Source organism: Streptomyces sp. NPDC043854, from assembly GCF_056436005.1.
Genome location: NZ_JBWKDK010000120.1, coordinates 1 through 4,144, shown reverse-complemented (window position 1 = coordinate 4,144; position 4,144 = coordinate 1). Strand labels below are relative to the sequence as shown.

5 protein-coding genes are annotated in these 4,144 nt (G+C 72.0%); all 5 read left to right on the top strand.

Annotated features, from left to right (window positions below; genetic code table 11):
• Positions 1–135: 135 nt before the first annotated feature.
• The 5 genes from AC068A_RS37190 (at position 136) to AC068A_RS37170 (ending at position 3,979) form a co-directional block, all read left to right on the top strand.
• Positions 136–1,266 carry an acyl-CoA dehydrogenase family protein gene (locus AC068A_RS37190; RefSeq protein ID WP_478590721.1) on the top strand — a complete coding sequence of 377 codons (1,131 nt, stop codon included), beginning with the start codon at positions 136–138 and terminating at the stop codon, positions 1,264–1,266.
• Between the two features lie 14 nt (positions 1,267–1,280).
• Positions 1,281–2,042, top strand: a complete 762-nt coding sequence (locus AC068A_RS37185; protein ID WP_478590720.1) for a transglutaminase-like domain-containing protein — start codon at positions 1,281–1,283, stop codon at positions 2,040–2,042.
• Between the two features lie 62 nt (positions 2,043–2,104).
• Positions 2,105–2,938, top strand: a complete 834-nt coding sequence (locus AC068A_RS37180; RefSeq protein WP_478590719.1) for a maleate cis-trans isomerase family protein — start codon at positions 2,105–2,107, stop codon at positions 2,936–2,938.
• Positions 2,935–3,177, top strand: a complete 243-nt coding sequence (locus tag AC068A_RS37175; RefSeq protein WP_478590718.1) for a DUF6253 family protein — start codon at positions 2,935–2,937, stop codon at positions 3,175–3,177. Before AC068A_RS37180 ends, AC068A_RS37175 begins: the two co-directional genes overlap by 4 nt.
• A gap of 55 nt (positions 3,178–3,232) precedes the next feature.
• The gene (locus AC068A_RS37170; RefSeq protein ID WP_478590717.1) at positions 3,233–3,979 is read left to right on the top strand and encodes a 4'-phosphopantetheinyl transferase family protein; all 747 of its coding nucleotides are present in this window, start codon (positions 3,233–3,235) and stop codon (positions 3,977–3,979) included.
• Positions 3,980–4,144: the final 165 nt, after the last annotated feature.

Sequence of the window (4,144 nt, the reverse complement as noted above, 5' to 3'; positions counted from 1 at the left end):
CCCCCCCCCCCCCCCCCCCCCCCCCCCCCCCCCCCCCCCCCCCCCCCCCCCCCCCCCCCCCCCCCCCCCCCCCCCCCCCCCCCCCCCCCCGGCGCCCATCGCCCGGCGCCCAGCGAAAGGCAAGGAAGAACACGCATGGCAGTAGAAAAGGCCGCAGACACGTACGGCGTCACAGCCCCTTACGCCGACGAGCTGAACGACGACGTCACCCGCTGGGACCGCGCCGCCGAGTTCCCCCACGAGAAGTGGAAGCCGCTGCAGCGGTCCGGGCTCTTCACCCTCCCCTTCGCGCCTGAGTACGGCGGCGCCGGCCGGAGCCTCACCGAGACCATGGCGGCGCTGGAGGGCCTGGGCCACACCAGCCGGGACGCCGGCCTGAACTTCTCGGCGTCCACCCAGATCGTCAGTGTGGGCATCCCGCTGCAGGCGTTCGGCTCCGACGAGCTGCGCGAGCGCTACCTGCCGCAGGTCACCTCCGGGCAGGCCATCACCGCGCACGCGATCACCGAGCCGGGCCACGGCTCGGACGTGATGAACATCCGGACCACTGCCGTCCGCGAGGGCGACGAGTACGTACTCAACGGCGGCAAGCTGTTCATCACCAACGCCCCGGTCGCCGACCTCTTCCTGCTCTATGTCCGGACCGGCAAGCCGGGCGCCTTCGGGCTGAGCACCTTCCTCGCCGAGCGGGGCACGCCAGGCCTGACGGTCGGCGAACCCCTGGAGACGATGGGGCTGCGCACCTCCCCGATCAGCGAGGTCACGCTGGAGGACGTCCGGCTGCCCCTCGGCAACCGGCTGGGCAGCGAGGGCGCCGGCTTCCTGATCATGGATTACGTGATGAAGCGGGAGGTCCTGTTCTCCTTCGCCGTCAACCTCGGCGAGATGACCCACCGCCTGAAGCGGGTGGTCGAGCACGCCACCACCCGGCAGCAGTTCGGCAGTGCCATCGGCAAGAACCAAGCGGTCGCCCACAAGATCGCGGACATGAAGATCGCCGTGGAGACGGCCCGCAAGTGGCTGTACGACACCGGCCGCAAGGTCGAGCAGGGCAAGGACGCATCGCTGGACGTGGCCGCCACCAAGATCGTGGTCAGCGAGGCCAACCAGCGCACCGCCCAGGACGCGATCCAGATCTTCGGCGCCCGCGGCTACCTGACCGACACGGGCATCGAGCGTGAGCTGCGCAACGCCGCCGCAGGCTCCATCTACTCGGGCACCAACGAAATCCAGCGCAACTGCATCGCCGCCCTGATGGGCCTGTGACGAGAGGCACCCGCATGACCGACACCCTGGCCGGCACCCCGGCCGACACCCTGGCCGACGCCACGTCCGAGCAGCCGGCAGCGTCCGAGGAGCTGACCGCCGACGACCGCGCCCGCCTCACGGCGGCCACCGACTTCCTCGACTACGAGGACGAGACCGTCAAGGCCTTCGTCGACAAGGCCCTGGGCGACGTCGACCGTGCCGCCGCCGACCCGGCCGACCTCGCCGTCGCCCTCTACTACGCGGTGCGCGACGGCATCCACTACGAGGTCTACGGCGCCGACCTGTCGCCGCGGGGCCTGCGGGCATCCAGCATCATCGCCGGCGGCAAGGGCTTCTGCCTGCACAAGTCCGCGCTCTACGCCGCCTGCTGCCGCGCCGTCGGCATCCCCGCCCGGCTGCACTACAGCGACGTACGCAACCACCTGGCCTCCGACCGGCTGCGCTCGTACATCGGCGGCGACGTCTTCTTCCACGGCCTGGCCACCGTGTATCTCGACGGCCGCTGGGTGAAGGTGACCCCGGTCTTCAACAAGCTCCTGTGCCGGCTGTACGGCATGACCCCGCTGGAGTTCGACGGCCGCTCCGACAGCCTCTACCACCCCTTCGACGCACAGGGGCGGCAGAGCATGGAATTCCTCACCGACCACGGCGACTTCGACGACGTCCCCTACGAGTTCGTGATGGGCAACATGCGCCGCAAGCACCCGAAGTTCCTGGACGGGGACGGCACCGGCACCGTCAGCGGCGGCTCACTCGCCGACGAAGCGTCCTGAGCCGCGCGGCGGCGGATCCGCAACGACACAGCACAAGAACAGCAGAAGAGGAGAAGCACCCCATGACGCAGTTCCAGGAGGACGGCTGGGCCGCGGTCGCCCGCATCGGCGTCGTCGTTCCGCACGCGGACGTCGGTCCGGAGTCCGAGCTCCAGGCGATGGCGCCGCGCGATGTCTACGTCCACGGCTCACGCGTCCACTTCGGCGCGATGCGCCCCGGCGGCGAGATGGACCCCAAGATCCCGCATGACCCGGTGCGCGCCTTCATCGACCCGCCCTTCATCGACGACGCCGTCGAACTGCTCGCCGCCTCCCCGCTGGACTCCATCGCCCTGGGGTTCACCAGCTCCGCGTACGTCCTGGGCGCCGACGGCGAGCAGAAGCTGTTCGAGCGGCTCGCCGAGCGGACCCGCGGCATCCCGCTCACCGGCACGACCCACGCGGCGGCGGCCGGCTTCCACGCCCTGGGCGCCGAGCGGATCGCGCTCGTCAATCCGCCGTGGTTCGACGACGAGCTGTCCGCCATGGGTGCCTCGTACTTCGGCGAGCGGGGCTTCGACGTCGTCCACCACGGGCCCTGCGGCCTCCCCAGCAACCAGAAACTGATCACACCGGAGGCGCTGGTGCGGTGGGTCGAGTCCGCCGTCGCCCCGCAGCGGCCGCAGGCGGTGCTGGTCGCCGGCAACGGCATCCGCGCCGTCGGTACCATCGCGGGCCTGGAGGAGCGGCTCGGGTTCCCCGTACTCACCGCGAACCAGGTGCTCTTCTGGCATGCGCTGCACCTCGCCGGCGGGACGGAGGCCGCTGCGCGGATCACCGAGTACGGCGCCCTGTTCGGCGTCCGCCCCGAGGCCCAGGCAGTGGCCACGGGCGCGTTGCCGGGGGTGGCCCGATGAGTCTGCTGTCCGCATACGGCTACCAAGCCGCCGTCCAGGAGACCTGCGATACGCCGGAGTACCGCATCCCGCTGGTGTGCTGGCGCGACGACGGCACCGGCGTACGCGGCATGGTGCTGTACCGCGGAGCGCTGTGCCCGGCGGACCAGGTACCGGGATTCCGACGCTATCTCGTTCACGAGGACCTCGAGCAGTACGCCACGACCGGCCCGTGGCCGATGCTCGCAGCCACCGCCTGATCCGACCCGTGGCGGGGACCGGCCGGGTCCTCGCCGCATCAGGAGCCGTATCGACATGACACACGACCTCAAGTGGTCCGATGCACCCCCGGGGGAGGTCCTCGATCCGGTCGGCATCTGGATCGTCCGGGCCCCGGCCGGGCCGTGGCTCGCGGCCGGCGAGGCCGCGCCCGACTGGCTCGACGAGAAGGAACGGCACCGGCTGGCCGGGATACCGCAGCCGGCCGGCCGGGAAGCCTACGTTTTCGCCCACTGGGCGCTGCGGAGTGTTCTCGGGTCCTCGCTCGAATGCCCACCCAGGAGCGTCGGCTTCCTGCGGCAGCCGTGTCCCGGCTGCGGCGGGGCGCACGGAAGGCCGGCCATCCGCGATCCGGACCCGGGACGGGAAGCGGTGGAGTTCTCGATGTCGCACAGCGGCGACTACGTGGCCATCGCGGTCGCCGAGGCCACCATCGGCATCGACATCGAGTCGTGGCCGGCGCCGGAATCCATCGCCGACTACCTGCCGTTCCTCCATCCGAGAGAACAGCAGTGGCTGGGCGGCCGCGCGGACGACGACCTCGTCCGGGACTTCGCCCGCCTGTGGACCCGCAAGGAGGCCATGGCAAAGGCGACGGGACAAGGCATGGCCGCCATCATGAGCCGGCTGGACCTCACCGGCCAGCCGCTCGGCTGGCGGGTGCGGCAGCTGCTCGCACCACCCGGGTACGAGGCCAGCTTCGCGGTCCCGGCCTCGGTGCACGTCTCGGTCACCGTGCACGAGGAACTCCCGGAGCCGATGCCGGAGCCGGTGCGGGCCTGACCCGTCGGGGGGGGGGGGGGGGGGGGGGGGAGGGGGGGGGGGGGGGGGGAGGGGGGGGAGGGGGGGGGGGGGGGAGGGGGGGGGGGGGGGGGGGGGTGGGGGGGGGGGGGGGGGGGTGGGGGGGGGGGGGAGGGGATGTGCGTCGTGGGAGATGGCGACACCCAT